We start from the raw sequence: 25840 nt of genomic DNA, 5'->3' as shown, positions 1-25840 counted from the left end.
GCCACCCCCGCAGGGAGCGTAGCTGAACCTTGAGTATACCCGGCACCCCTGGGGAGTCAGGGATTAATATCCTGTAACGGCACGTTTTGCGGCATATCCCGTTCATATCAGGCAGGATTGAGCCCAGGGCGGCATGCCCTGCCACGAAGGGGCGGATACCGCCCTCGATCTACGCCAGGATGGGATTGCAGCGCAGTGAGTGCAGAAACTAAGTACGGGCCGGGCTCCGAATGACGGCGGAACTGCAGGCGCCCGCGCGTTCGCTCGGCTCGTGGACCATTGGCGTGGTGGGGATCGCAGGACTCACAGCGATCATCGCCGGCGTCTACACCTCCCGCGAAATCCTCGTGGCTGTCGCTGTGCTGATTGCCGCCGCCGTTGGCATTGGCTGGCCGCACTTCCTCCGGATTCCCGCCAAGAAAACGCTCGCAGCCGTCATTGCCCTTGCAGGCGCGGGATCAGCGCTCGCCGCCGCCTGGGCTCCCGCCCCGGGTTACCTGGACTGGACTCCCGGGTTCATGGCGCTGGGAATGATGGCCGTCTTTGTAGTGCAGCTAATCCGCGGAACCGGGCAGGCGCAGCGGCTGGAATCCACACTCGGCTGTTCCGTGGGAGTCCTGCTGTCCTGCCTGGGCGCAGGATGGATCGCCGGAGCCCGCCTGAACGGCGTTCGCGAGATGCTGCTGGTGGCTGCCATCAGCGCCGTTGTGGCACTGCTTGCCGGGCTGATCCGGTGGCCGGACAGTGTCGTGGCACCACTGGGCATCATCCTGGCCGGGCTGGCAGGACCGCTGGCCGGCCTGGTGCTCTCGGATATCGCAGTCCTCCCGGCCGCCATCTTCGGCGTTGTGGTGGGCGCGGTCCTGGCAAGCTTCCGCCGGCTGGTCACCCTCCGCGGCGCTCCGCTTAATATTCCTGCCGCCCTGGGCATGGGCCTGGCGCCCGTCTCAGCAGTCGGTTCGCTGGCTTACTTCATAGACAAACTACTCATCTATTGACGGGTTAGGATGGCATCATGTCCGTACTTGCTTTTGAAATCTTCTTCCTTGTCCTGCTCGGCATTGCGAGCCTGTCCATGGCCTGGTTTGCCGGCTTCGTGGTTTACCGCCTCTTCAAAGGCCAGAAGTAGACCGCTTTCCCAGCTAGCTGTATCCCGAGGTAGTAGCTGTGCCCATTGAGATTCCCACGGATCTGACCCCAGAACTTGTTCCCCTTTCCTGGCTCATCGGTGAGTGGGAAGGCCGCGGCCGGCTCGGCAGCGGGGACGAGGACTCCGAGCATTTCCTGCAGCACGTCTCCTTCACCCACAACGGCCTGCCGTACCTTCAGTACCGTGCCGAAAGCTGGTTGACGGACGACGAGGGGACACGCCTGCGGCCGCTCACCGTCGAGACCGGCTTTTGGGCGCTGGAGCGCAAACAGTTGGATGCCGACGGCGGCCCGGGCCTGGTTCCGGCAGACATCGTGCCGGCGCTGAAGAGCGCCGACGAAGTCGAAGCCCTGCGCAACAGTGAGGGCGGCTTCGATATCTCGGTGTCCATTTCCCACCCGGGCGGCATCTCAGAGTTGTACTACGGGCAGATCAAAGGCCCGCAGATCCAGCTCACCACCGACATGGTGATGCGGGGGAGCCACTCCAAGGACTACAGCGCGGCCACCCGCATCTTCGGCCTGGTGGACGGAAACCTTTTGTGGCGCTGGGACGTCGCAACAGGGGGAGAAAGCGGCAAGGGCCTCGAAGCCCACGCCTCAGCTTTCCTGAAAAGGGTTTCCTGACCTGGTAGGCCGGCTGGATTGGGCCGGAGGGCCCCTGGCGCTGTGAGCTGTCGAAGCCGGAATACTTACCAACTCAAGGACGTTACTGCCAATATGACTACACCCAGCCCTCTCTTGTCGCGCCCTGGAGCCGTTGAGGCGGCCGGCGCGGATGCCGGCGTCGCTTCCCACTACGGCGAGCCCCTGCGTGAGCAGCGCGCACTCGCCGCCGGAACAGCCGTCGTCGACCTCTCCCACCGTGGTGTTGTCACCATCGCCGGCCCGGACCGGCTGAGCTGGCTCAACACGCTGTCCTCGCAGCAGGTCACAGGCCTGGCACCGGGGGAGTCCAGCGAACTGCTGCTGCTCAGCGTCCAGGGCCGCATCGACTTCGACGCCCGCGTGGTGGACGACGGCGGGACCACCTGGCTGATTGTGGAAGCCGCCGAAGCGGCACCGCTGGCGGAGTTCCTCAACAGGATGAAGTTCATGCTCCGGGTGGAGGTTGCCGATGTCTCTGCCGACTGGGCCGTTGTAGGCAGCACCAAGGCCGTTCCGGAATGGTCCAACCTGCTGGCCTGGCAGGACCCGTGGCCGAATGTGGGTGCCGGCGGCTACTCCTACGCCACCGTCTCCGAGGAACGCCACCCGGGCCTGGAACGCCCCTGGTTTGAATACCTGGTTCCCTCTTCCGCGTTGGAGGAGACGGTTGCCGGCCGTCCCCTCGCCGGCGTCCTGGCGGCGGAGGCCCTTCGGGTGGCCGCGTGGCGCCCGCGCATTGGTGCGGAAACGGACGACAAAACCATCCCGCACGAACTGGACCTGCTCCGGACGGCCGTGCACCTGGCCAAGGGGTGCTACAGGGGGCAGGAGACCATTGCCCGCGTCCATAACCTGGGACATCCGCCGCGGCGCCTCGTGTTCCTGCAACTGGACGGATCGCAGCACACCATGCCCGCCGCCGGAAGCCCGGTCCTGTCGGGTGAACGAAAGGTGGGGGCGGTAACGTCCGTAGCCCAGCACTATGAAATGGGTCCGGTGGCGCTGGCTGTCATAAAGCGTTCCGTGGCCGGGGATGAGATACTGACGATCCTGGACGGGGACGAGCCGTACACCGCCAGCCAAGAACTCATTGTCGCCCCCGACGCCGGCCAGGTGGTGGGGCGCCAGACCGGATTCCTCAGGGGGCCACGCTGATGACTGACAACGCCGAAACAACGGCAGGGCCCGACGACGACGCCCTCGCCCTGGCGCACACCCTCTTCCAGGGAGCCAGGGAAGGGAACACGGAACTGCTCCGCGCGTACCTCGAGGCCGGAGCTCCCGCAACCTTGACCAACTCGGCGGGAGATTCCCTCCTCATGCTCGCGGCCTATCATGGCCACGTGGACGCGGTGCAGCTGATCCTGCACCACGGCGCCGAAGCCAACACCGCCAACGACCGCGGCCAGACACCGCTCGCCGGAGCCGCGTTCAAGGGTTACACGGATGTTGCCCGTGCATTGCTGGATGCCGGCGCGGATCCTGACGCCGGTTCGCCGTCCGCGCGGGCAGCGGCACAAATGTTCGCCCGCCAGGAGATCCTCGATCTCCTGGGCTAGCCTGTCGTGGTTCCGCCCGGAAGCCGACACCCCTGAAGGATGACCGAGTGGAAAACGTAGCAAAGCCGTGGCCGGCCCTCTGGTCGCTGGTGATCGGGTTCTTCATGATCCTGATCGATACCACCATCGTATCCGTGGCGAATCCACGGATCATGGAGGGTCTCGGCGCGGACATCAACTCCGTGATCTGGGTGACCAGCGCCTACCTGTTGGCCTACGCCGTCCCGCTGCTGATCACCGGCAGGCTCGGCGACCGGTTCGGCCCCAAGAAGCTCTACCTCTCGGGGCTGGTGGTGTTCACCCTTGCTTCGCTGTGGTGCGGGCTCTCGGGAAACGTGGAAACCCTCATCGCGGCCCGTGTGCTGCAGGGCCTTGGTGCTGCCATGATGACGCCCCAGACGATGGCCGTGATCACGCGCATCTTCCCGCCGGACCGACGCGGTGCGGCGATGTCCATCTGGGGTGCCACCGCCGGCCTGGCTACTCTCGTCGGACCCATCCTGGGTGGCGTCCTGGTGGACGGGCTGGGCTGGGAATGGATCTTCTTCATCAACGTTCCCATCGGGATCGCAGGCTTCGTCCTCGCCTTGCGCAACGTCCCCACGCTCAGCACCCACCCGCACAGGTTCGACATCCTCGGAGTGGTGCTCAGCGCCGTCGGGCTGTTCCTGCTTGTCTTCGGGATACAGGAGGGCGAGACCTACAACTGGGGCACTATCGCCGGGCCCGTCAGCGTATGGGGCCTCATCATCGCGGGCCTTGCCGTGCTGACCGCGTTTGTACTCTGGCAGCGGTTCAACAGGGGTGAGCCGCTCCTGCCGCTGGGGCTGTTCCGGGACAGGAACTTCTCCCTCGCCAACATTGGAATCACCACAGTAGGCTTCACTGTTACTGCCTTCGGCCTTCCACTGATCTTCTACTACCAAATGGTCCGCGGCCTGACGCCCACCGAGTCTGCCCTCCTGATGGTGCCCATGGCGCTGATTTCCGGCGGCCTGGCTCCGGTAGTGGGGAAGATCGTGGACCGGGTCAATCCCAAGTACCTTGCGGCAGGAGGCCTGGTCCTCATGGCCGTGGCGCTTCTCTGGAACTCCGTCCTGATGCAGCCGGACACGCCCATCCTGATGTTCCTGCTGCCCAGCGCCGTGCTGGGCTTCGCCAACGCAGGCATCTGGGCTCCCCTGAGCACCACAGCCACGCGTAACCTTCCGCCGCGCCAGGCAGGTGCAGGCTCGGGCGTCTACAACACCACCCGGCAAATCGGCGCAGTCCTGGGCAGTGCCGCCATCGCCGTGCTGATTCAGGCCAGGCTCGCGGCCGAGCTGCCGGCGGGCGGATCCGCCGGGCCCGCCGGGGAGGGTATGGCCCTGGGCGGCACGCTTCCTGAGGCCATGCACGGCGGATTCTCGACGGCGATGGGCCAGTCAATCCTGCTGCCCGCCGCGGTGGTCCTGGTGGGGGCAGCGGTGGCACTGTTCTTCGCCAAGCCCCAACCGGTTCAGGACTGGGGCGGCCCCGGCCATGCAGCGGCGTCAGCCAAGGTGGACGCTGGTTTGGATACCGCCGGTTGAGAGCCCCAGCTTCCGGGCCAACGCCAGCGACCCTGTGTTGCTTACGTCTGTCCGCCACTGCAGGGTCAGCCCCGCAGCCAGGGCCTCATGGGCTGCGATGGATGCGGCCAGGGAACCCAGCCCCCGCCGCCGCCACTCCGGATCCACCAGGACACCCAGGTGGGCCAGCAGGCCTTCCCACTCTGTATAGGCGCCGCAGGCCAACGGAACCCGGCGTCCGTTCAGCTCCTTGACGATTGTGTAGCGGTTTTCCAGGTCGGACAGGCCAACCTCGTTCACATCATCCGGCGGGCATCTGCCCTCCAGCTCGATGGCCTCGGGGTTGCCGTGTGAAACGGTCATCTCCTTTGGCGGCTGCTGGAGGGGCAGGTCGTCGGCGAAGAAGAGTGCCGCCGCCCCCAGCCCGTGTCCGCCGTGGGACCGGGTCAGCGTCAGGAGCGTGACGTGCTGCGCCATCTCTTCATCAGGAATGCCGTCCGCGGCCTCGATTATCCACTGCGGCCCGATCAGCGCCGAACTTCCAAACAGCCGCACGAACTCCACAGTCCGGACCGACTCGTCCGCCCGGACGATGCGGTCGCCGGAGGCCAGGGCAGAGCTGAAAGCGTCGTCGTCAAGCCCAAGACGGCGGGCCCACGCAAGCTGGATGATGGCAGCAGAACCGGGGTCGAGTGTCATGTTCCCAGCCTAGGACGGGCAGGAAGCTCAGCCGAACAGGACGGCGGCTTCGTCGTAGCGCTTCTGCGGAACGGTCTTCAGTTGGCCAAGGGCTTCCTGGAAGCCCACGTGCTCGATGTCCGTTCCCTTCAGCGCCACCATGGTGCCCCAGAAGCCTTCCACCACCGAATCGATGGCGGCCATGCCCAGCCGGGTTGCCAGGACGCGGTCGAAGGCTGACGGCACGCCGCCGCGCTGGATGTGGCCGAGGATGGTGGCGCGGGTTTCGATGCCGGTCCGGGCTTCCAGCTCCGGAGCGAGCTGGTCTGCGATGCCGCCGAGGCGGGGACGGCCAAAGGTGTCCAGTCCGCGCTCGGAGTGCGGGGTCTCCATGTGCTCGGGAACAAATCCTTCGGCCACAACCACCAGCGGCGCACGGCCGCGGGCATGGGCTTCGTTCACCCATTCGGTGATCTGGTCGATGCTGACCTTCTGCTCCGGGATGAGGATGGCGTGGGCGCCTGCGGCCATGCCGGCGTGCAGCGCGATCCAGCCTACGTGGCGGCCCATCACTTCGGCGATCATGCAGCGGTGGTGGGATTCGCCGGTGGTGCGGAGCCGGTCGATGGCTTCGGTGGCGATCTGCACTGCGGTATCGAAACCGAAGGTGTAGTCCGTGGCGTCGAGGTCATTGTCAACAGTCTTGGGGACACCCACGATGTTCAGCCCGGCGTCCGTCAGGCGCTTGGCCGCGGCCAGTGTTCCCTCACCGCCGATGGCGATAATGGCATCGATGCCCAGGCGGTCCATGTGGGCTTTGATGACCTCGGGTCCGCCGCCGTTTTCGAAGGGGTTGGTGCGTGAGGTGCCAAGGATGGTGCCGCCCTGCTTGGCAATACCGCGGACCATGGTGCGGGGGATGTCGATGATGTCACCCTCCACCACGCCGCGCCAGCCGTCGAGGAAACCCACGAACTCGTGGCCGTGGATGGCAATGCCCTTCAGTACGGCGCCGCGGATGACCGCGTTCAATCCGGGGCAGTCGCCACCGCTGGTGAGGATTCCAATTTTCATATTTTCGGCTCTAATCCTGGGAGAAGGTTTACAGGCAGAGCGCCACGCTGAGCTCACCTAGAAGTGTAGTGGGAGGTGTGGGGTACGACACAAACCGGTTACAAAAGACCCCGTGCCATGGCAATGACCGCCACCTTGGTCCGGTCGTCAAAGAGGGTGCTTCGGGCCCCTCGGTCTCTGGCCTCCGCCCGAAAAACAGCGGCCCCCGCCCGGCAGGGCGGAGGCCGCTGACGGTTAAGGCGTCAGGGACGGTTCAGTGACCGCCGGTCCAGGAATGTCTGGAGCGGAATCACATTGCGCTGGTCGGGAAGGATCACCCACGCCAGGAGGTAGAAGATCACGGCCGGACCCGGCAGGAGGCAGAAGAGGAGGAAACCGATGCGCACATACGCTACATCCACATTGAGTTTGGCTGCGATGCCACCGAGGACCCCGCCAAGCCAGCGCTGCGGGCCGCGTTTCAGGCCGAGGCCTCTGACGATGCTGAAAAATTTGTCCATGTCCTAAGACTTCCGTGTTGTTGGTTCATTGTCACGCTTGCGGGCGGCGAGCAGGCCGCCCACCACCAGGGCTGCGCCGGCTCCGATCATGAGGCCGATGAGGACATACGTGCCGTTGAGGGTCACGAAGCCCAGTTGCGCGACGATGATCAGCGCTGCGAGTGCCAGGACGATCAGTCCCCACACCACCGTTCCCACCCTTGCAGATGCCGGGGCTGAAGGGTCCATATGCGCCGTCTTTGGATTGTCTGTGGAGTAGGTGCCGGGTATTTGGGGCTCCGGCGCCGGGTTGCTGTTGCTCATCTCAGTTGCCTTCCTCGATGGTGACGTTGCTGAAGGTGCCGTCGATCTGGACCACCAGGCGGCTGCCGGGCTCGTCGGTGTTGTAGCTGCTTTCCCGGGTAGTGGTGCCGCCGCGCTGTCCTGTAGCTTCGTTGAGGTTCCCCATTGTCATGTCCGCCTTGATGTCCACGGGCACGTTGTCCGGGATGACCACCGTCACGTTGCTCGCTGTAATGTCCAGGGGGATGACGACGTCGGACGGCAGGGGGGCGTTCACGGCGAGGCCCGTGAGGTCCACCGTTCCACGGCCGGCCGTGACGTCAAAGCCGTCGCGGGCCTCCGAGATGCTGGCGGGGCTCCAGTTCACTTGCTGGAACCGCATCCGGTCACCGTTGCCCACCACGTTGTACAGGCCGCCGGCAATCAGTGCCACCACCGCGAAGAGGCTCAGGATGCCGCCCGTCCTGCCACGCATGCCGCAGATCAGGATGCCGAGGCCGAGGACCGCTGCCGCGCTTGCCCAGACGACGGCGTTCGCTGAGTCTCCAAGGTTGATCACGTTGGTGACGTCCAAAGCCTTAAGTCCGCCGCCAACCAGGAGTGCTGCCCCGGCTGCGACCGCAACGCCTGGAGCGCCGGGACCGGCCGGCCGCGGCTTCGGTGGCCGCGGCAGGTTGCTGCCGCCGTAAGGGATTCCGCCAGCGGGGCCGCCTGGATAGGAGCCGCTGCTGCCGCCTCCTGCGGTGGTGCCGTCCCCGTAGGAGCCGCCGCCGTATCCGCCGCCGTAGGTGGGCATGGAACCTGAAGCGGGGTTCGTGCCGTAGGTCGTGCCGGAAGCGGCGAAGGATGAGGCCGACGCCGTTCCGGAGTAGCCGGCTTCGGACGGGCTCCCATACGCTCCGGGCTGTGGTCCGGCCATGGCGGGGCGGACTCCCTTGTTGCGTTGGGAGAGGTAGTAGACCAGGTAAATGGCGCCGCCTACCCAGAAGATGGTCCAAAGGAATCCGCCGAAGCCATTATCGCTCCAGCCCCAGAAGCCGCCGCCGAGGCCGGTGAGCCCCAGTATCGTGGCGATCAGCGAGCCGGTCATACCACTGGTCCAGCGGCCGGCTCCGGCTTCCTGCACATGGATCCGGCCGTCCGGTTCGGGCAGGAAAGCCCATGCGAGCCCGTACAGGAGGACGCCGATGCCCGCGAAGAGCGTGAGGACAATAAGGACGCCGCGGATAATAATCGGGTCTACACCCAGCCGGTTGGCAAAGCCGCTGGAAACGCCGCCCACCCAGCGGTCGCTGCCCCGGTAGATTCCATGGCTGCGGATCCAGGTGAAGAAATCCGTGGATCTGGTGGTGGCGCCGGCGCCGTAATGGGAAGCGGGGAACTGGCCGGATGAAGCGTCGCCGGTGCCGTACTGGCCTGCATACCCGGTGTCATTCCGGCCGCCGTCGCTCCGGCTGCTGCCGTTGTGGCTGGCGTCGTTGTTGATGGGGTCCTGCGGGGAGGAGTGGTCCGCGGGCGGGTCCGAAGGTGTTGGTATGGAGGACGGCAGGGGCTCGGTGGGCCGCTGGCTGCCCGGCCGGGGCAGGGGCTCGGTGGGCTGGCCGTCGTCGGGGGAGGGGGTCTGCGAGTTCATACCTGAATCCTCCCGTCCGGACCGCACCGCGCTCTACTGGGGGATACCCTGAACAGCCCCTGAGTCACCCCCGGTTAGGGCTGGAATTGGGTCCGGGGAACCCTGATCCGTGCTTGGATTGATCCATGACAACCGTCCCGGCACGGCCACCGTTGGCGCGCAGCAGCGACCGCGTGATAGCCGGCGTGTGCTCAGGTTTGGCGGTGCATCTTGGCTGCCCGGTGAAAAACGTCAGGATCGGCATGGCGCTGGCAACCCTCGCCGGCGGCGCGGGCCTGGTCTTTTATGCCTGGTTGTGGATCATGGTTCCGACGGCGGATGAGGCGGCCCGGCGCAACGCCCGCCGCCCGGCGTCGCCCATAGCACCTGCAGTCAGCCAGCCTTCAGCTGCCGGGCCCCAGCTGCCCCTGCCGGGGGCGGGGGATCCGAACCTGCGGGCCCAGGGAGCGGCGTTCCCCGGCTACGCCCCTACAGCAGGTCCGCTGCCGGCCCAAGGAACGTTGCCTTTCGACGCCGGCGCTCCCGCCCGCGGCGCCTCAGGAGGCGCCCAATCCACCGCCCCGCCCTGGTTCCGTATCCGCAGCATGAGGTACGGAAAGGAAATTCTCCTGGGTTCCGGCCTGCTGCTGGTGGCAGGGATCATGATCGCGCAGCTTCTGGGAGTGGATGTTCCCCTCGGAACGCTGATCCCCGCCGCCGCGGTCCTGGGCGGTGCCTCCATTGCGTGGATGCAGCTTGATGAAACCCGGCGTGCCGGGCTGGTAGACAAGACCAAGGCAGACCAGGCCGGCGGCTGGGCACGCCTGGCAGCAGGCCTGGCGCTCGTGGTGGCCGGCGTGCTGGTGATGGTTTCCGGATCCGGGTCGTGGGAGCAGACCTGGCTTGCGCTGTTGGCCTCCGTGGCCGTCCTTGGCGGCGTGGTGCTGGTCCTGCTGCCCTGGGCCCTGAAGTTCTGGCGGGACCTCGAGTCCGAGCGCGCCGGCAGGATCCGGGAGATGGAACGGGCCGAGATCGCCGCCCACCTGCATGATTCGGTCCTGCAGACCCTGGCCCTGATCCAGCGGCGCGCCGGCAACGAGCACGACGTCGTCCGGCTGGCACGCGCGCAGGAGCGCGAGCTTCGCGGCTGGCTGTTCCAGGATCCCGGCCGTGAAGCGGGGCAGCTTTCGGACCGGATCAAGGCAGTTGCCGCTGAGGTGGAGGACCTCCTGGGCAACGCTGTGGAGGTTGTCAGCGTGGGTGACACCGCCATGACCGAGGCACACGAAGCCCTGGTCCAGGCGAGCCGTGAAGCCATGCTCAATGCCTCGCGGCACGGTGGCGGGACCGTGTCCGTCTACCTCGAGGCATCGGACGCCCAGACGGAAATCTTCGTCAAGGACAGGGGTCCCGGTTTTGAGCTCTCGGACGTGCCGGAGGACCGGCTTGGCGTGCGGGAATCCATTATCGGCAGGATGAAGCGGCACGGCGGCACGGCGGCCATCCTCAGCACCGGCAACGGTACCGAGGTCCGGTTGCGGCTGCAGGCGGCAGGCACTGACAACGTGGAAGGGCAATCATGAACTCGAGCCAGGGGGCGGCAGCCACCCGTCCGGCAAATTCCGTCCGCGTGGTCATCGTTGACGATCACGCCATCTTCCGGTCCGGTTTGAAGGCGGACCTGGACGCCTGCATCGAGGTGGTGGGCGAGGCCGCCACCGTCGAGCAGGCGATCGCCGTTATTGCGGGGCAGCGCCCCGACGTCGTGCTGCTGGACGTGCACCTCCCGGGCGGCCTGGGTGGCGGCGGCCGCGAGGTCATCGCGGGCTCAGCACCCCTGCTTGGATCAACGCGGTTCCTGGCGCTCAGCGTCTCTGACGCGGCGGAGGATGTGGTGGCCGTCATCCGTGCCGGTGCCCGCGGCTACGTCACCAAGACCATTTCGGGCGCCGAGATTACAGATGCCGTGTTCCGCGTGGCCGGCGGCGACGCCGTGTTCTCGCCCCGGCTCGCCGGGTTTGTCCTGGACGCATTTGGCACCGCCCCCGCCGATATTGCCGACGACGAACTGGACAAGCTCTCCGCCCGGGAATTGGAAGTGATGCGCCTGATTGCCCGCGGCTACAGCTACAAGGAAGTGGCCAAGGAGCTGTTCATCAGCATCAAGACTGTGGAGACCCACGTTTCGGCCGTGCTGCGGAAGCTGCAGCTCTCAAGCCGGCATGAACTCACCAAGTGGGCCGCTGAGCGCCGCCTCCTTTAACCCCCTCCGACGCTCTCTCGCTTCTTGCGGCTTAAACCCAAACGCTCTCTCGCCTCTTGCGGCTTAAAGCCAAACGCTCTCTCACCAGTGAGCAATTCATGGGTGAGAGAGCGTTCAGGAATTTCCTGCGGATGGTGGGAGAGGCTTGTTACTGGGCCTTACCCAGGAAGTCCTGCAGGCGCTGCACGCCGGTGGCGAGGTCCTCGTCGCCCAGCGCGTAGGAGAGGCGCAGGTAGCCGGACGGGCCGAACGCCTCGCCGGGGACCACTGCCACCTCAACCTCATCCAGGATCAGCGCGGCAAGCTCGGCGGAGGTCTGCGGCGTGGCAGTGCCGGCCGCCGTCGGGAACTCCTTGCCCAGCAGCCCGCGGACGTCCGCGTAGACGTAGAAGGCGCCCTTCGGCGTCGGGCATTCCACGCCTTCAATGGCGTTCAGGCCGGCGACGATGGCCTTCCGGCGGCGGTCGAAGGCCACCTTCATTTCATCGACGGCGGTCAGTGGCCCGGACACGGCGGCAAGGGCTGCTACCTGGGGGATGTTGGAAACGTTGGAGGTCGCGTGCGACTGCAGGTTGGTGGCGGCCTTGATGACGTCGGCCGCGCCGATCATCCAGCCCACACGCCAGCCGGTCATCGCGTAGGTCTTGGCCACGCCGTTGAGGATGACCACCTTGTCACCCAGCTCAGGGGCGGCGGTGGCGATCGAGGTAAAGGGAACGCCGTCGTAGGTCAGGTGCTCATAGATCTCATCCGTGACCACCCAGAGGCCCTTCGCGGCGGCCCACTTGCCGATATCCGCAACCTGTTCGGGGGAGTAGACAGAACCCGTGGGGTTCGACGGCGAAACGAACAGGAGGATCTTCGTCCGGTCGGTAACGGCTGCTTCAAGCTGCTCGACGGTCACCAGGTAGTCCTGTTCCGGGCCGGCAAAAACCTCGACGGGGACACCGCCGGCAAGCCGGATAGCCTCCGGGTACGTGGTCCAGAACGGGGTGGGGACAATGACCTCGTCACCCGGGTCCACCAGTGTGGCAAAGGTGTTGTAGACGGCCTGCTTGCCGCCGTTGGTCACCAGTACCTGGGATGGGTCCACGGCGTAGCCGGAGTCCCGCAGGGTCTTTTCCGCAATGGCCTTCTTCAGCTCGGGCAGCCCGCCGGCAGGGGAGTAGCGGTGGTACTTCGGCTGGCTGGCGGCGTCAATGGCTGCCTGCACAATATAATCCGGGGTGGGGAAATCCGGCTCGCCTGCCCCGAACCCAATCACCGGCCGGCCAGCTGCCTTCAGCGCCTTCGCCTTGGCATCAACGGCAAGGGTTGCGGATTCGGCAATAGCGGAAATGCGCTGGGAAACGCGGGCGGCAGACATGGCAGGTCCGTTCTTCGCTTGCAGCCAGGAGGCTGGAATATGGGATTCGACGGGTTCTACTCTATGCTGTTCACCGGACCCTCCGGGTTGCCGGTTTTGAATTGTGACTGCCTGGCAGTACGCCTCAGACCGACACGAGGAAGGGCCGGAACAGTCTGGTTCGACGAACGCGCAGTTCTTGCGTAGACTGGTTCACCGGTGTTGAAAACACGGATGATGACGTGCGCCCCAGTGCAAACTGGTGGTTCGTCGTCGGAGTGACATTCACTCCATAGGGTAGTGGCGCAATTGGTAGCGCAGCGGTCTCCAAAACCGCAGGTTGCAGGTTCGAGTCCTGTCTGCCCTGCGCAAGCTGCCCCGGGCGAGAATCCCGGGGCAAGCGCAGCAACCATGGTTCTGTTCAGGGCCGGGTAATCCAACATTGCAAAGATGAGCGAGGACCAGGTGACCGAAACAGCTGCCAGCAGCTCCAAGGGCCGCCCAGCTAAGAAGGACGCCAAGGCAAACTTCTTCGCCCGCATTGCACTCTTCATTCGCCAGATCATCGGCGAACTGAAGAAGGTTGTTGCACCAACCCGCAAGGAACTGATCAATTACACGCTCGTGGTGCTGGTGTTCGTGGCCATCATGATGGTCATCGTCAGCCTGCTGGATTTCGGTTTTGGAACCGCTGTCAGCTGGGTCTTCGGCGGTACCGGCTCCACGGACAGCTAAGGCTGCAGAGTCCGCAGGCTGCGTGTTCCATCCGGGAAAACCGGAGGGAAACACCGGTGTGCGGAATTGAGCCATTTAAATAGGCATGTTAGGCAATGAGGAAGCAGGAGACCAAGTGTCTGAGCAGGAGCTCGAGGTAACCGAGACTGAGCTGGAAGAGTCCGCGGACATCACGGCAGAAGCCGGTGACGAGTCTGAGGTTGAGTCCTCCGCGCCCGAATCCGACGACGCCGACTCTGATGACGCCGAATCCGACGACGCTGATGAGGCGGAAGGGGACGTCTCCGGTGAGTCCGCCGACGCCCTCGCCGCTGCAGCTGCCACCGCGGCCGCGGATCCGGCTGAGGAATTCAAGGCCAAGCTGCGCCGCCAGGAGGGTGACTGGTACGTCATCCACTCCTACGCAGGCTACGAAAACCGTGTGAAGGCCAATCTCGAAACCCGCATCCAGACCCTGGACATGGAAGATTACATCTTCGAAATCCAGGTGCCCATGGAAGAGGTTGTTGAGATCAAGAACGCCCAGCGCAAGGTCATCAACCGCGTCCGCATTCCCGGCTACGTGCTGGTCCGCATGGACCTGACAGACGCTTCCTGGGGCGCCGTCCGCCACACCCCTGGTGTCACCGGCTTCGTGGGCAACGCCCACAACCCCGTGCCGCTGCGCCTGGACGAAGTCTTCTCCATGCTCGCCCCGGTCTTCGAAGAAGAGCAGGCCGAGAAGGGCAAGCCGGTCAACAAGCAGCACCAGGCTCCCGTGGACGTCGACTTCGAAGTTGGCGAGTCCGTCATCGTCAAGGAAGGTCCCTTCGAGACCCTTCCCGCCACCATCTCCGAGATCAAGGTCGAATCCCAGACCCTCGTGGTGCTGGTTTCCATCTTCGAGCGCGAAACGCCGGTCACCCTGGCGTTCAACCAGGTCACCAAGATCTGAGAACCCAAAGAATTCGTCCCGGTGCTGCCCGCTTAGCAGCACCGGAACGGCCGGCCGCCTTGCCATGGCGGCCAAAAACCTGAGGCACGCTCCTGTGTCCCAGGACGTTATTGAGAGAAGGACCCTACATTGGCTCCCAAGAAGAAGGTCACCGGCCTCATCAAGCTGCAGATCCAGGCAGGTGCCGCTAACCCGGCTCCGCCGATCGGTCCTGCGCTTGGCCAGCACGGTGTCAACATCATGGAATTCTGCAAGGCGTACAACGCTGCGACGGAAGCCCAGCGCGGAAACGTCATCCCCGTGGAAATCACGGTCTACGAGGACCGTTCCTTTACGTTCATCACCAAGACCCCGCCGGCTGCAGAGCTCATCAAGAAGGCTGCAGGCGTCGCCAAGGGTTCAGCTACCCCGCACACCGTCAAGGTTGCCAAGCTGACCCAGGCCCAGGTCAACGAGATCGCTTCCACCAAGATGGAAGACCTCAACGCCACCAGCCTCGAAGGTGCAGCGAAGATCATCGCCGGCACCGCCCGCTCCATGGGCATCACGGTCGAGGGCTAATAGCCCCCGCAGCCTTCCCAAGTCAGGTAGTTGACGACGACGGGCGGCACCGCCGGGAAACCGGCACCATTGAACATTGAAATGTCGGGCATCCGGGCCGGATAACGATCCGGACCACCGACTGTGGCAGGGCCCAGCGCGGTCCGCAGACCACAACTGCACAAGGAGAAATAAGCAGCATGGCAAAGCGCAGCAAAGCATATGAGGCAGCAGCCGCCAAGATCGACGCGGAGAAGTTCTACGCGCCGTTCGAGGCAGTAACGCTCGCCAAGGACACCAACCCGTCCAAGTTCGACGCCACGGTTGAGGTTGCCTTCCGTCTCGGCGTGGACCCCCGCAAGGCTGACCAGATGGTCCGCGGCACGGTCAACCTGCCCCACGGCACCGGTAAGACGGCCCGCGTCCTGGTTTTCGCTACGGGCGACAAGGCTGAAGCAGCAATCGCTGCCGGCGCCGACTTCGTTGGTTCCGATGACCTGATCGAAAAGATCGCCGGCGGCTGGACCGACTTCGACGCCGCCGTTGCCACCCCTGACCTCATGGGCAAGGTTGGCCGCCTCGGTAAGGTCCTGGGTCCGCGTAACCTGATGCCGAACCCGAAGACGGGCACCGTGACCCCCGACGTCACCAAGGCCGTCAACGACATCAAGGGTGGAAAGATCGACTTCCGCGTCGACAAGCACTCCAACCTGCACTTCATCATCGGCAAGGTTTCGTTCGACGCCCTCAAGCTGGCCGAGAACTATGCAGCAGCACTGGAAGAGGTGCTTCGCCTGAAGCCTTCCGCTTCCAAGGGCCGCTACATCCAGAAGGCCACGGTTGCCACCACCTTCGGTCCCGGCATCTCCGTTGACCCCAACGTCACCAAGGTTCTGACCGAGGCCTAAGTCCTCGTCTGAAGCAACCGCTGCGGATTCGTCCGCCGCAAAAAGAAACCGCCCGGCGCCTGCGCCGGGCGGTTTCTTGCTTAAGCTGTAGAAATGGCTGAACCGGAGCCGGATGCATCTGCACGCGAACAAGCTGACCTCCAGATATCTGTCGTCTATGTCCCGCCACTGGCCGCCAGCGGAGCAGTGTCCAGCGCCGACGAAATTCCGTATGAACTCCTGGCCTGCCACGCCATGCGCGAGGCCCATGAGCTGGCCCAGTGGGGCAACCTGGACCGGTGCCCCACCCTCCAGGAGGCACTGGAGTACTGGCGGGGCAACGGGTACGAGGAACGGCACGTCTACCTGGCGAGTCTGGACGGCGGGAGGGTCGGCATGTGCTCGGTCGAACTCCCGTTGCGCGAGAATACCCACACCGCCGGGATCGATGTCCTGATTTCCCCCCACCACCGACGGCGGGGCCTGGGCCGTGCATTGCTGGAGCACGCCGAAGCCGTTGCCAAAGAGAGGGGTAGAACATCTCTTTACGGCTACCACGAGGTTCCACCGCGGGCCGCTGGCGGGGCCACAGTCCCGGCCAGGTCCGGTGCCGGCGGCCTTCCGCTGGATGAACCGGCCGTAGCGTTCGCCGTTGCTGCGGGCTATGAGCTGGAACAGGTGGAGCGGTCCAGCCGCCTTGTCCTTCCCGTGCCGCCGGAACTGCTCGCACGGCTGGAGGCCGAGGCTTCGGCCCGCGCGGGGGAGTACCTGCTGACCGGGTGGGATGACAGCTGCCCTGAAGACCTGGCGGACGGTTATGCCCTTCTCAAAGCCAGAATGAGTACCGACGTCCCCATCGCCGGGCTGGACTGGGAGGGCGAGGAATGGGACGCGGCCCGGATCCGGGAGGACGAGCGGGCCCTGGCGCGCAGCGGCGTGCAATCAACAGTCACCGCGGCCCTGCATCGCGCAACCGGGGAAATGGTGGCCTACACTGTGCTGAACTGGAGGCCTGGAGTTCCGGCGACCATCGCGCAGCAGGACACCCTGGTGGCGGGGAAGCACCGGGGACACCGTTTAGGCATGCTCATCAAGGTGGCGAACCTGCGCCGGGCCCAGGCCAGATGGCCGTCCGCGCGATCGGTGCTGACGTGGAATGCCAGCGAAAACCAGCATATGCTGGCGATAAATATCGCGCTTGGATTCAAGCCTGCAGGCCTTGAAGGTGAGTGGCAGAAACGGCTGGGATGATGCCCCATATGGCAAAAGACGTGAAGATCGAGCAGCTTTGGATTCCTGACTCACTGGACGCCCCGGACGCGGCGGACTTCCTGGCCGCCGTCGAGGTGGGCCGCAAGGTGAGGATGCAGACGTGGGGGAGTGATGACCTCGCCTACGGTCCCCTTGAGAAGCTCCTTGAGTTCGAGGACCCCTACGAGCGTCAACTCATCCTCGTAGCCAAAGTGGACGGCGAGATCGTGGGCACCGTCGATATAGCCCTTCCGTTGACAGACCACCTGGACCTCGCGGAGTTCACCCTCGACATCCTTCCCGAGTTCCAGCGCCAGGGTGTTGGCAGGCGCCTGCTCGAGGCCGCCGAACACCTTGCCCGCGCGGAAGGGCGCACCATGATCCTGGTGGACACGAACCACCCGGGCACCTCGCTCCACGAATTCGAGCGGGCACAACTTGTTCCCAGTTCGGGGCTGGGCTTCGTCCCGCTGGAGAGCCGTGAAGTCGAATTCGCGCAAAAGACGGGCTACACGCTCCAGCACATTGAGCAGTTCAGCTCCTGCTCCCTGCCGCTGGACACCAAGCTCGTGGCCGACCTTCAGGCCGAAGCGGAGGAGGCCAACAACGGCCGGTACCGGCTGCACCACTGGACGGACCGCTGCCCGGACCGCTGGCTCGAGTCCGTCGCGACCCTGGAGAACCAGGCAGGGGCGAATGTGGACCCCTCGCTTGACGTGCCCGTGGAACGGGACATGGTGTTCGACGGCGGCATCCTCAGGGAAGCCGAAGAAGTGGCCATCGCGCAGGGCAGGCGGACGGTGGTCACCGCCGTCGAGCACCTCGCCACAGGATCGCTCGTGGGACTGACCACCATCACCGTGCTGGCACACCGCGCCGATGTTGTCTTCCAGGACGACACACTTGTCCTGCAGGAGCACCGGGGCAACAAGCTGGGGCTGCTGATCAAGGTGGCCAACATGGAGCGGCTGACCGAGCAGTTCCCGGATGCACGCGTCATCTACACCTGGAATGCACCCGAAAACCGGTACCTGCTGACGGTCAACCAGCAGCTGGGCTTTCGCACAGCAGGCGTCACCGGGATCTGGCAGAAGGAGCTTCCGCAACTGCACACCAGGACCAGCTAGGGGCCCGATTTGGTGGTGCAGTGAGCCCTCCCGTAGACTGGGATGACCAAAGACCGTCGGTTGTTGGAAATCCACTCTCTCGAACATGGCTCAACTCTGCAGTTGTGCGCGGGGGATGCAGTGGCTTTCTGGACGAAGGACCCTGAACATAGGGCGGCCGGCGCAGGTGAACGAAGCAAAGCTCCATGGATAACCGTGTTGAGCCAAGCCCCGTGCATCTGCGCGGGGCGTTTTTAGTTTTAGCTCACCTGAGCGGGGACCGTCGAATACCGGCACTATCCCCGGAAGGAGGGTTATGGCAACGCCTACCAAGGTTTCAGCAGTAGCTGAGATCACTAACGATTTCAAGGAATCGAACGCCGCTGTCCTGACCGAATACCGCGGGCTCACCGTTGCACAGCTCAAGCAGCTGCGTGTTTCTCTCGGCCAGGACACCAAGTTCGCGGTCGTCAAGAACACCCTGACCGCCATTGCAGCCAAGGAAGCCGGCGTCGAAGCATTCGACGGCCAGCTTGCCGGCCCCACTGCAATCGCGTTCATCAAGGGTGACGCAGTTGCCGCTGCCAAGAGCCTGACGGATTTTGCCAAGACCAACAAGCAGCTGGTTATCAAGACCGGTTACTTCGAGGGCAAGGCACTGAACGCCAGCGAGGTTGCCGACCTGGCAGCGCTCGAGTCCCGCGAGCTGCAGCTCGCCAGGGTTGCAGGTGTCCTCAAGGCACCCGCCGCCGCAGCTGCACGCATCATTGACGCTCTGCGCCTCAAGCTTGAAGAAGAGAACGGTGCCCCGGCAGCTGCCGAAGCACCCGCCGCTGAAGAAGCTCCCGCCGCCGAAGCTGAAGCCCCGGCTGAAGCTCCCGCAGCCGAAGAGAACTGATTCTCTTTACCTCATAAGACTCCGGTGTAAGGCCCGGCCCCGTGCCGCCGAACACCACAACAGGAAGGACGCCTACCATGGCGAAGCTCAGCAACGAAGAGCTCATTGAAGCTTTCAAGGAACTGACCATCATCGAACTCTCCGAGTTCGTCAAGCTCTTCGAAGAGACCTTCGAAGTTACCGCTGCTGCTGTAGCTGTTGCTGGCCCCGCCGGCGCTGCTGCTGAAGAGGTTGAAGAGAAGACTGACTTCGACGTCGTCCTCGAAGCTGCCGGTGACAAGAAGATCGCAGTGATCAAGGAAGTCCGCGCCATCACTTCCCTGGGCCTCAAGGAAGCCAAGGACCTGGTTGACAGCGCTCCCAAGGCTGTCCTCGAAGGTGCAACCAAGGAAGCTGCCGAGAAGGCCAAGGAGCAGCTCGAGGCTGCAGGCGCTACCGTTACCCTCAAGTAACAGCGTTTTCCTGGAAAACCCCGTCCACTCCGGTGGGCGGGGTTTTCTGCTTTAACCTGGAAAATTCAGGCGGGATCGGATATGTCGGCCACAACTGCATCCAGGGCAGCTGTCAGGGCGTCGGCGTCAACGAAAGCACTGTAGCCGTGCGCACCCGCGCCCATCGAGATCCGCCTTCCGGCAATGGTGGCATCCGCATAGACCGGCCAGGAGTTGGTGCTGCCCAACGGCGTGATGGTGCCCCGTTCATAACCTGTTGCCTCAAGCGCCACGTCCGCTGGAGGCAACGAGAGCTTGTTCACTCCTATGAGGCTCCGCAGTTTGGGCCAGGAGATCTGGCGGTCGCCCGGGATGAGTGCAAACAGGAATGACCCGTCCTTGTGCTTGACCACGAGGGACTTAATGATGTCGCCGGGACCGATACCCAGGATCCGGGCGGCGTCCTCAAGACTTTTGGCGGCTGGCCGTTCCACCACATCTACCTCGACGCCGCGGGCGGCGGCGTCAGCAAGGAACCGTTCCCGCCCGACGCCGTCCGTCCCTTTGGTGCATAGTCCCGCCATTAGTCGCGGTACAGCAGGAGCGCTTCGCCCTGTCCGCCGCCCCCGCACAGGGACACTGCAGCCTTACCGGACCCGCGGCGCTTGAGTTCGTGGGCTGCATGCACTGCCAACCGGGCCCCGGAAGCGCCGATGGGATGGCCCAGCGCAATGGCGCCGCCATGGATATTGCACTTCTCCATCGGGTAGTCCAGGTCCTTGAGCGACTGCACGGCCACGGATCCGAAGGCTTCGTTGATCTCGATGAAGTCCAGATCCGAGGTGGTCCAGCCGGCCCTGTCCAAGGCGTTCCGGATGGCGTGTGAGGGCTGGGAGTGCAGCGAGTTGTCCGGTCCCGCCACCTGTCCGGGCTTTCCCACCACGGCCAGGTATTCCAGGCCGTGTTGCTCCGCATAACCGCGGGAGGCCAGTACCAGGGCGGCAGCGCCGTCAGACAGGGGTGAGGAGTTGCCTGCCGTGATGGTGCCGTCCGTGACGAACGCCGCGCGCAAACCGGCAAGCGACTCAACCGAGGCGTTGGGCCGGACGCCTTCATCGGTGCCCACCACGAGGGGATCACCCTTACGCTGCTTCACGCTGACCGGGACGATCTCGTCGTCGAACGTTCCGTTCTTGGCTGCCAGCGCGGCGCGCTGGTGCGACTGCGCAGCAACGTTGTCCTGCGACGTGCGGTCAATGCCGAGGGTGAGGTTGCGGGTTTCCGTGGAGAGGCCCATCGATTGGCCATCGAAGGCGTCGGTCAGCCCGTCATGGGCAGCAGCATCCAATGCCTGGATGGATCCGTAGTTCCATCCCTGCCTCGACCCGGGAAGCAGGTGCGGCGCCCGGGACATGGACTCCTGCCCGCCGGCCACCACAACCGAAGCCTCACCGCCGCGGATCATCCGCGCCGCGTCGATGACCGCCGTCAGCCCGGAGAGGCAGACCTTGTTAACGGTCACCGCCGGAACGTTCCAGCCGATGCCGGCGCCGATGGAGCTTTGCCGTGCCGGGTTCTGGCCCGCGCCCGCCTGCAGGACCTGGCCCATAATCACGGCCTCCACGTCGGCCACGTCCACCCCGCTGGCGTCCAAGGCGGCTTTGATCGCGTGCGCGCCCAGGTCCACTGCGGTGAAGCCCGCAAGTTGCCCGTTGATCTTTCCCTGCGGAGTGCGTGCAGCCGCGAGGATGACAACGTCAGTGTTGTCAGGAGAGTTGGCCATGGTTATCTCTTCCGCTCTGATCCGATGTAAGCCACCAAGGCTATCGTGACCCTGGTCACCTATATATACAAACGCAGGAAGCCCTATGTGCATTCCGCAGGCAAGGACCCTGCAGGGGAGAAGTCCCCATCGTCCCGGGATGCACGACGGCGGCAGCGTGCGTAGGGTGGACGGCGGACACCTTGCCGGGGACAGTGGGCCCCGGGATGCGGGACGGATGGAGAAGATCGTGAAGAAGACCCTCGCCCTGGCCGTTATTGCCGGCCTGGCCGGGCTGACCGCCTGTTCCGTCGGCGCCCCGGTTTCCGGGGAGTCAGGCCAGCCGGAGCCGGGCCAGGTGGAACACTCCCCGGAGGCCGGTGCCGGCGGGACGTCTTCAGCATCCGCTCCCGGAGGAGCCAGGGAAGCGTGCGAGCGTTTCAACTCCCTGTTTGCCGACTACGCCGCCGTCCGGCCGGGTGATCCGCAAGGCTATGAGGACATCTACGCCCAGGCCGAGGATGCGAAGGATACTGTGACGGGGGATCTTCAGGGGCTGTTCGCATCACTCAGCCTTCTCGCCATCGACCACTCTGCGGCAGCCGAATCGGGCGGGGAACCCGCGCAGGAATCGAAGGACGCGGTCCGCGACGCCGTGTTCGCAAACTCGGGAACCTGCACCGCCGAAGGGGTGACCCTGCGGCTGTGACCGGCGCGGGCAGACCTGCCCTGCAGGGGCAGGGGTAAGCTGTCCCAAGGTTTAAGGGAAGAGCAAGTCAAGGGACAGCGCAGAAAACCGGTGCTTGCAATCCGGCCCGATGTGGGGTAGACACGTAGGTTATTTTGCCGTATCGTAGATATTTGCGTCTTCCCTGTTTACCTTCAGCCTTCATATAGCGGTGGGCTTTGCCTGGCAGCTGACAATCAACGTGCCGTCAACAACGTCACAGCATGGTCAGCACCGGCCCCGGGTCATATAGCGGAACCGGATGGTAGCACTGTGGATTCATTCCGCAGGGTGCACAGCGGGGGAGATCTGAAAACGCCTGAAGGTCTGTGGAAGGATCCCTCTTGGTCGCCTCGAGCACCTCTAATAACGAAACCGCTAACACCGCCGACAGCACTGATGGTGCCACTCGCCGGCTCTCATTCGCAAAGATTCACGAACCTCTTGATGTTCCGAATCTGCTTGCCCTGCAGACGGACAGCTTTGACTGGCTGGTCGGCAACGAGCGCTGGCAGGCACGCGTAGCAAAGGCTGTCGAAGAAAACGATCTCAGCGTCGCAACTACGTCCGGCCTGTCGGACATCTTCGAAGAGATCTCCCCGATCGAGGACTTCCAGGGCACCATGTCCCTGAGCTTCTCCGATCCGGAGTTCGCTGACCCCAAGTACACCATGGCCGAGTGCAAGGACCGGGACGCAACCTACTCGGCTCCGCTGTACGTCAAGGCCGAGTTCATGAACAACAACACGGGCGAAATCAAGCAGCAGACCGTGTTCATGGGCGACTTCCCGCTGATGACGGAGAAGGGCACCTTCGTGGTCAACGGCACCGAGCGTGTCGTCGTCTCCCAGCTGGTCCGTTCGCCGGGCGCCTACTTCGAGCGCGCCGCTGACAAGACCAGCGACAAGGACATCTTCACCGCCAAGATCATCCCGTCCCGCGGTGCATGGTTCGAGCTCGAAATCGACAAGCGCGACCAGGTCGGCGTACGCCTTGACCGCAAGCGCAAGCAGTCCGTCACCGTTCTGCTGAAGGCCCTCGGCTGGACCGAAGGCCAGATCCTCGAAGAGTTCGGCCAGTACGACTCCATGCGGGCAACCCTGGAGAAGGACGCCACCGAGACCCGCGAAGACGCGTTGCTGGACATCTACCGGAAGCTGCGCCCGGGCGAGCCGCCCACCGTCGAGGCTGCCCAGTCCCTGCTGGACAACCTGTACTTCAACTCCAAGCGCTACGATCTGGCCAAGGTTGGCCGCTACAAGATCAACCGCAAGCTGGGCATTGACCGCTCCCTTGGCGACAAGGAAGCTTCGGTCCTGCACGTTGAAGACATCGTGGCCATGATCAAGTTCCTCGTCGCGCTGCACGCCGGCGAGAAGACCATCAAGGGCACCCGCGATGGCCAGGAAGTTGACCTGCGCGTCGAAATTGACGACATCGACCACTTCGGCAACCGCCGCATCCGCGCCGTCGGCGAGCTCATCGAGAACCAGGTCCGCACCGGCCTGTCCCGCATGGAGCGCGTTGTCCGCGAGCGTATGACGACCCAGGACGTCGAGGCCATCACGCCGCAGACCCTGATCAACATCCGCCCCGTGGTTGCAGCCATCAAGGAGTTCTTCGGAACGTCCCAGCTGTCGCAGTTCATGGACCAGAACAACCCGCTCTCGGGCCTGACCCACAAGCGCCGCCTGTCGGCCCTTGGCCCCGGTGGTCTGTCCCGTGACCGCGCCGGCATGGAAGTCCGTGACGTGCACCCGTCCCACTACGGACGTATGTGCCCCATCGAAACCCCTGAAGGCCCGAACATTGGTCTGATCGGCTCGCTGGCATCCTACGGACGCATCAACCCGTTCGGCTTCATCGAGACCCCGTACCGCCTGGTCAAGGGCGGCGTCGTTTCCGACGACGTCCAGTACCTGACCGCCGACGACGAGGCTGAGGTGCTGATCGCCCAGGCCAACGCCCCGCTGGACGAGAACAAGAAGTTCGCCGAGGACACTGTCCTCGTCCGTGCCCGTGGTGGTGGAGGCGAGCCTGTGCTCGTTCCCGCCGAGGACGTCGAGTTCATGGACGTTTCCCCGCGCCAGATGGTGTCCGTGGCTACCGCCCTGATCCCGTTCCTCGAGCATGACGATGCCAACCGCGCCCTCATGGGTGCCAACATGCAGCGCCAGGCCGTGCCGCTGGTCCGTTCTGAGGCTCCGTTCGTGGGCACCGGCATGGAGCGCGCTGCTGCCGTCGACGCCGGTGACGTTGTCATCGCCAAGAAGGCCGGTGTTGTCACCGAGGTCTCCGCTGAGCTCGTCATCATGCTCAACGACGACGGTACGGAAACCAACTACCGCATCAACAAGTTCGCCCGCTCCAACCAGGGCAACTGCTACAACCACCGCGTCCTGGTGAATGAAGGCCAGCGACTGGAAGTTGGCGGCATCATCGCCGACGGCCCGGCAACGGACCAGGGCGAGCTCGCCCTCGGTAAGAACCTGCTCGTGGCATTCATGTCATGGGAAGGCCACAACTTCGAGGACGCCATCATCCTCTCGCAGCGCATTGTTGCCGAGGACGTTCTTTCCTCCATCCACATCGAGGAGCACGAGATCGACGCCCGCGACACCAAGCTTGGTGCCGAGGAAATCACCCGTGACATCCCCAACGTCTCCGAGGAAGTCCTGGCAGGCCTGGACGAGCGCGGCATCATCCACATCGGTGCCGAGGTTGAAGCAGGAGACATCCTGGTCGGAAAGGTCACCCCGAAGGGTGAAACCGAGTTGACCCCGGAAGAGCGCCTGCTGCGCGCCATCTTCGGTGAGAAGTCCCGCGAAGTCCGCGACACCTCCCTGAAGGTGCCGCACGGCGAGTCCGGCACGGTTATCGGTGTCCGGGTCTTCGACCGTGACAACGACGACGAGCTGCCCCCGGGCGTGAACCAGCTGGTCCGCGTCTACGTGGCTGCCAAGCGCAAGATCACCGACGGCGACAAGCTCGCCGGCCGCCACGGCAACAAGGGTGTCATCTCCAAGATCCTCCCCGTTGAGGACATGCCCTTCCTTGCCGACGGCACCCCTGTTGATATCGTCCTGAACCCGCTGGGTGTCCCGGGCCGTATGAACGTGGGCCAGGTGCTTGAAACGCACCTCGGCTGGGTTGCCAAGACCGGTTGGAAGATCGAAGGCGAGCCCGAGTGGGTCAAGCAGCTGCCGAACCTGCCGCGCGAGAGTGGCCAGACCACTGTTGCCACGCCGGTGTTCGACGGTGCCCGCGAAGAGGAAATCACGGGCCTGCTGGACTCCACCAACGTGACCCGCGATGGTGAGCGCCTGATCAACTCCTCAGGCAAGACGCGTCTGTTCGACGGCCGCTCCGGCGAGCCGTTCCCGGATCCGATCTCGGTCGGCTACATGTACATCCTGAAGCTCCACCACCTGGTGGACGACAAGATCCACGCCCGCTCCACCGGCCCGTACTCCATGATCACGCAGCAGCCGCTGGGTGGTAAGGCACAGTTCGGTGGCCAGCGCTTCGGTGAAATGGAAGTGTGGGCGCTCGAAGCTTACGGCGCCGCCTACACGCTCCAGGAACTCCTCACGATCAAGTCCGATGACATCCACGGTCGTGTGAAGGTCTACGAAGCCATCGTCAAGGGCGAGAACATCCCCGAGCCGGGCGTTCCTGAGTCCTTCAAGGTCTTGATCAAGGAAATGCAGTCGCTGTGCCTGAACGTGGAAGTCCTTTCCACGGACGGAACCACAATTGAAATGCGTGACTCTGATGACGCAGTCTTCACGGCTGCGGAAGAACTGGGCATCGATCTGTCTCGTGCAGAGCCCAGTTCCGTAGAAGAGGTTTAGCAGGCGGGCGTACGACGGCGGGTGGCCACCCGCCGTCGTACCCCACCTCCCTCTT

25 protein-coding genes and 1 tRNA gene are annotated in these 25840 nt (G+C 64.4%); 18 read left to right on the top strand and 8 right to left on the bottom strand.

What is annotated here, in order from left to right; genetic code table 11:
* Window positions 1-230: 230 nt before the first annotated feature.
* From NXY83_RS14715 to NXY83_RS14695, 5 genes are all read left to right on the top strand, one after another.
* On the top strand, window positions 231-998 hold the full coding sequence (locus tag NXY83_RS14715; protein ID WP_258802935.1) for a permease: 768 nt from the start codon (window positions 231-233) through the stop codon (window positions 996-998).
* Between the two features lie 169 nt (window positions 999-1167).
* The gene (locus NXY83_RS14710; protein ID WP_258802934.1) at window positions 1168-1776 is read left to right on the top strand and encodes an FABP family protein; all 609 of its coding nucleotides are present in this window, start codon (window positions 1168-1170) and stop codon (window positions 1774-1776) included.
* 93 nt (window positions 1777-1869) lie between these two features.
* Window positions 1870-2952 carry a YgfZ/GcvT domain-containing protein gene (locus NXY83_RS14705; RefSeq protein ID WP_258802933.1) on the top strand — a complete coding sequence of 361 codons (1083 nt, stop codon included), beginning with the start codon at window positions 1870-1872 and terminating at the stop codon, window positions 2950-2952.
* Entirely contained in the window at window positions 2952-3356 is a 405-nt protein-coding gene (locus tag NXY83_RS14700; RefSeq protein WP_258802932.1) for an ankyrin repeat domain-containing protein, read from the top strand. The genes NXY83_RS14705 and NXY83_RS14700 overlap by 1 nt, the downstream gene beginning before the upstream one ends.
* Before the next feature lie 47 nt (window positions 3357-3403).
* On the top strand, window positions 3404-4927 hold the full coding sequence (locus tag NXY83_RS14695) for a DHA2 family efflux MFS transporter permease subunit (protein ID WP_258802931.1): 1524 nt from the start codon (window positions 3404-3406) through the stop codon (window positions 4925-4927).
* Here the strand turns inward: NXY83_RS14695 and NXY83_RS14690 are convergent.
* From NXY83_RS14690 to NXY83_RS14670, 5 genes are all read right to left on the bottom strand, one after another.
* Window positions 4889-5605 carry a GNAT family N-acetyltransferase gene (locus tag NXY83_RS14690; protein ID WP_258802930.1) on the bottom strand — a complete coding sequence of 239 codons (717 nt, stop codon included), beginning with the start codon at window positions 5603-5605 and terminating at the stop codon, window positions 4889-4891. The two genes, NXY83_RS14695 and NXY83_RS14690, sit on opposite strands and share 39 nt — an antisense overlap.
* 27 nt (window positions 5606-5632) lie before the next feature.
* Complete coding sequence (locus tag NXY83_RS14685; RefSeq protein ID WP_258802929.1) at window positions 5633-6658, bottom strand: ATP-dependent 6-phosphofructokinase; 1026 nt, start codon at window positions 6656-6658, stop codon at window positions 5633-5635.
* Window positions 6659-6900: 242 nt separating this feature from the next.
* A complete protein-coding gene (locus tag NXY83_RS14680; protein WP_258802928.1) occupies window positions 6901-7158 on the bottom strand; it encodes a PspC domain-containing protein in 258 nt (85 codons plus the stop codon).
* 3 nt (window positions 7159-7161) lie between these two features.
* Window positions 7162-7461, bottom strand: coding sequence for a hypothetical protein (locus tag NXY83_RS14675; protein ID WP_258802927.1), 300 nt, complete (start codon window positions 7459-7461; stop codon window positions 7162-7164).
* Between the two features lies 1 nt (window position 7462).
* Window positions 7463-9073, bottom strand: a complete 1611-nt coding sequence (locus NXY83_RS14670) for a PspC domain-containing protein (protein ID WP_258802926.1) — start codon at window positions 9071-9073, stop codon at window positions 7463-7465.
* Between the two features lie 125 nt (window positions 9074-9198).
* On the opposite strand from NXY83_RS14670, the gene NXY83_RS14665 reads away from it, so the two are divergent.
* Window positions 9199-10635 (top strand): ATP-binding protein, encoded by a 1437-nt coding sequence (locus tag NXY83_RS14665; protein WP_258802925.1) that lies wholly within the window; start codon window positions 9199-9201, stop codon window positions 10633-10635.
* Window positions 10632-11315: a LuxR C-terminal-related transcriptional regulator gene (locus NXY83_RS14660; protein WP_258802924.1), complete on the top strand. Its 684-nt coding sequence runs from the start codon at window positions 10632-10634 to the stop codon at window positions 11313-11315. Before NXY83_RS14665 ends, NXY83_RS14660 begins: the two co-directional genes overlap by 4 nt.
* A gap of 148 nt (window positions 11316-11463) precedes the next feature.
* Here the strand turns inward: NXY83_RS14660 and NXY83_RS14655 are convergent, their stop codons facing one another.
* Window positions 11464-12681, bottom strand: a complete 1218-nt coding sequence (locus tag NXY83_RS14655; protein WP_258802923.1) for a pyridoxal phosphate-dependent aminotransferase — start codon at window positions 12679-12681, stop codon at window positions 11464-11466.
* 273 nt (window positions 12682-12954) lie between these two features.
* On the opposite strand from NXY83_RS14655, the gene NXY83_RS14650 reads away from it, so the two are divergent.
* From NXY83_RS14650 to rplL, 9 genes are all read left to right on the top strand, one after another.
* Window positions 12955-13027, top strand: a tRNA-Trp gene (locus NXY83_RS14650).
* Between the two features lie 83 nt (window positions 13028-13110).
* A complete protein-coding gene (secE, locus tag NXY83_RS14645) occupies window positions 13111-13395 on the top strand; it encodes a preprotein translocase subunit SecE (RefSeq protein WP_258802922.1) in 285 nt (94 codons plus the stop codon).
* Between the two features lie 115 nt (window positions 13396-13510).
* The gene (nusG, locus tag NXY83_RS14640) at window positions 13511-14329 is read left to right on the top strand and encodes a transcription termination/antitermination protein NusG (protein WP_258802921.1); all 819 of its coding nucleotides are present in this window, start codon (window positions 13511-13513) and stop codon (window positions 14327-14329) included.
* Between the two features lie 129 nt (window positions 14330-14458).
* Window positions 14459-14890 (top strand): 50S ribosomal protein L11, encoded by a 432-nt coding sequence (rplK, locus tag NXY83_RS14635; protein ID WP_003803853.1) that lies wholly within the window; start codon window positions 14459-14461, stop codon window positions 14888-14890.
* A gap of 179 nt (window positions 14891-15069) precedes the next feature.
* On the top strand, window positions 15070-15777 hold the full coding sequence (gene rplA / locus NXY83_RS14630; protein WP_258802919.1) for a 50S ribosomal protein L1: 708 nt from the start codon (window positions 15070-15072) through the stop codon (window positions 15775-15777).
* A gap of 93 nt (window positions 15778-15870) precedes the next feature.
* On the top strand, window positions 15871-17007 hold the full coding sequence (locus NXY83_RS14625) for a GNAT family N-acetyltransferase (RefSeq protein WP_258802918.1): 1137 nt from the start codon (window positions 15871-15873) through the stop codon (window positions 17005-17007).
* Between the two features lie 8 nt (window positions 17008-17015).
* Window positions 17016-18134, top strand: coding sequence for a GNAT family N-acetyltransferase (locus NXY83_RS14620; RefSeq protein WP_258802917.1), 1119 nt, complete (start codon window positions 17016-17018; stop codon window positions 18132-18134).
* A 295-nt stretch (window positions 18135-18429) separates the two neighbouring features.
* Entirely contained in the window at window positions 18430-19011 is a 582-nt protein-coding gene (gene rplJ, locus NXY83_RS14615) for a 50S ribosomal protein L10 (protein WP_258802916.1), read from the top strand.
* A gap of 77 nt (window positions 19012-19088) precedes the next feature.
* Window positions 19089-19463, top strand: coding sequence for a 50S ribosomal protein L7/L12 (rplL, locus tag NXY83_RS14610; RefSeq protein WP_139029946.1), 375 nt, complete (start codon window positions 19089-19091; stop codon window positions 19461-19463).
* 65 nt (window positions 19464-19528) lie between these two features.
* Here rplL and NXY83_RS14605 read toward each other — a convergent pair whose 3' ends face one another.
* Together NXY83_RS14605 and NXY83_RS14600 are read right to left on the bottom strand one after the other, a co-directional pair.
* Entirely contained in the window at window positions 19529-20026 is a 498-nt protein-coding gene (locus tag NXY83_RS14605; protein WP_258802915.1) for an aminoacyl-tRNA deacylase, read from the bottom strand.
* Window positions 20026-21225 (bottom strand): acetyl-CoA C-acetyltransferase, encoded by a 1200-nt coding sequence (locus NXY83_RS14600; protein WP_258802914.1) that lies wholly within the window; start codon window positions 21223-21225, stop codon window positions 20026-20028. Before NXY83_RS14600 ends, NXY83_RS14605 begins: the two co-directional genes overlap by 1 nt.
* A gap of 229 nt (window positions 21226-21454) precedes the next feature.
* Here NXY83_RS14600 and NXY83_RS14595 point away from each other — a divergent pair, with 229 nt between their 5' ends.
* Window positions 21455-21913 carry a hypothetical protein gene (locus tag NXY83_RS14595; RefSeq protein WP_258802913.1) on the top strand — a complete coding sequence of 153 codons (459 nt, stop codon included), beginning with the start codon at window positions 21455-21457 and terminating at the stop codon, window positions 21911-21913.
* A gap of 362 nt (window positions 21914-22275) precedes the next feature.
* Complete coding sequence (rpoB, locus tag NXY83_RS14590; protein ID WP_258802912.1) at window positions 22276-25785, top strand: DNA-directed RNA polymerase subunit beta; 3510 nt, start codon at window positions 22276-22278, stop codon at window positions 25783-25785.
* Window positions 25786-25840: the final 55 nt, after the last annotated feature.

This window comes from Pseudarthrobacter sp. NS4 (assembly GCF_024758005.1).
Taxonomy (GTDB): Bacteria; Actinomycetota; Actinomycetes; order Actinomycetales; family Micrococcaceae; genus Arthrobacter.
This window is presented reverse-complemented; position numbering and strand designations above follow the sequence as displayed.

Bases quoted from the DNA above. Each gene is read 5' to 3' on its own strand.
- NXY83_RS14715 (WP_258802935.1), top strand. From the start codon at position 231: ATGACGGCGGAACTGCAGGCGCCCGCGCGTTCGCTCGGCTCGTGGACC.
- NXY83_RS14705 (WP_258802933.1), top strand. From the start codon at position 1,870: ATGACTACACCCAGCCCTCTCTTGTCGCGCCCTGGAGCCGTTGAGGCG.
- NXY83_RS14700 (WP_258802932.1), top strand. From the start codon at position 2,952: ATGACTGACAACGCCGAAACAACGGCAGGGCCCGACGACGACGCCCTC.
- NXY83_RS14690 (WP_258802930.1), bottom strand. From the start codon at position 5,605: ATGACACTCGACCCCGGTTCTGCTGCCATCATCCAGCTTGCGTGGGCC.
- NXY83_RS14685 (WP_258802929.1), bottom strand. From the start codon at position 6,658: ATGAAAATTGGAATCCTCACCAGCGGTGGCGACTGCCCCGGATTGAAC.
- NXY83_RS14680 (WP_258802928.1), bottom strand. From the start codon at position 7,158: ATGGACAAATTTTTCAGCATCGTCAGAGGCCTCGGCCTGAAACGCGGC.
- NXY83_RS14675 (WP_258802927.1), bottom strand. From the start codon at position 7,461: ATGAGCAACAGCAACCCGGCGCCGGAGCCCCAAATACCCGGCACCTAC.
- NXY83_RS14670 (WP_258802926.1), bottom strand. From the start codon at position 9,073: ATGAACTCGCAGACCCCCTCCCCCGACGACGGCCAGCCCACCGAGCCC.
- NXY83_RS14665 (WP_258802925.1), top strand. From the start codon at position 9,199: ATGACAACCGTCCCGGCACGGCCACCGTTGGCGCGCAGCAGCGACCGC.
- NXY83_RS14660 (WP_258802924.1), top strand. From the start codon at position 10,632: ATGAACTCGAGCCAGGGGGCGGCAGCCACCCGTCCGGCAAATTCCGTC.
- NXY83_RS14655 (WP_258802923.1), bottom strand. From the start codon at position 12,681: ATGTCTGCCGCCCGCGTTTCCCAGCGCATTTCCGCTATTGCCGAATCC.
- secE (WP_258802922.1), top strand. From the start codon at position 13,111: ATGAGCGAGGACCAGGTGACCGAAACAGCTGCCAGCAGCTCCAAGGGC.
- rplA (WP_258802919.1), top strand. From the start codon at position 15,070: ATGGCAAAGCGCAGCAAAGCATATGAGGCAGCAGCCGCCAAGATCGAC.
- NXY83_RS14625 (WP_258802918.1), top strand. From the start codon at position 15,871: ATGGCTGAACCGGAGCCGGATGCATCTGCACGCGAACAAGCTGACCTC.
- NXY83_RS14620 (WP_258802917.1), top strand. From the start codon at position 17,016: ATGGCAAAAGACGTGAAGATCGAGCAGCTTTGGATTCCTGACTCACTG.
- rplJ (WP_258802916.1), top strand. From the start codon at position 18,430: ATGGCAACGCCTACCAAGGTTTCAGCAGTAGCTGAGATCACTAACGAT.
- rplL (WP_139029946.1), top strand. From the start codon at position 19,089: ATGGCGAAGCTCAGCAACGAAGAGCTCATTGAAGCTTTCAAGGAACTG.
- NXY83_RS14605 (WP_258802915.1), bottom strand. From the start codon at position 20,026: ATGGCGGGACTATGCACCAAAGGGACGGACGGCGTCGGGCGGGAACGG.
- NXY83_RS14600 (WP_258802914.1), bottom strand. From the start codon at position 21,225: ATGGCCAACTCTCCTGACAACACTGACGTTGTCATCCTCGCGGCTGCA.